The sequence below is a fragment of the Methylobacillus sp. MM3 genome (assembly GCF_001645185.1).
GTDB lineage: Bacteria > Pseudomonadota > Gammaproteobacteria > Burkholderiales > Methylophilaceae > MM2.
Window position 1 is genome coordinate 1 of record NZ_LXTQ01000037.1, and the last position, 395, is coordinate 395.

Annotated in this window: 1 protein-coding gene; it reads left to right on the forward strand. The window is 37.5% G+C overall.

Features of this window, described 5'->3' with window-relative positions:
* Window positions 1-395 (forward strand): PTS transporter subunit EIIC (locus tag A7976_RS14865; RefSeq protein ID WP_165601733.1); only part of this gene is annotated, 395 nt, incomplete at both ends.

Below are 395 nucleotides of genomic sequence, written 5' to 3' on the forward strand. Positions count from 1 at the left end.
GCATTAGCAGCGTTAGTAGGTTACTTAATTATGAATGCAACAATGGGGAAAGTGTTGCACATTACAATTGATGACATTTTCTCATATGCCAAAGGGGCAAAAGAATTAAGTCAAGCAGCGAAAGAACCAGCACATGCCTTAGTATTAGGTATTCCAACGTTACAAACGGGTGTGTTTGGCGGTATTATCATGGGTGCATTAGCCGCATGGTGTTACAACAAATTTTATAATATTACACTACCACCATTTTTAGGATTCTTTGCAGGTAAACGATTTGTACCGATTGTGACATCGGTCGTAGCAATCGCAACAGGTGTGCTTTTAAGCTTTGCGTGGCCACCAATTCAAGATGGATTAAATAGTTTATCGAATTTCTTATTAAATAAAAATTTAAC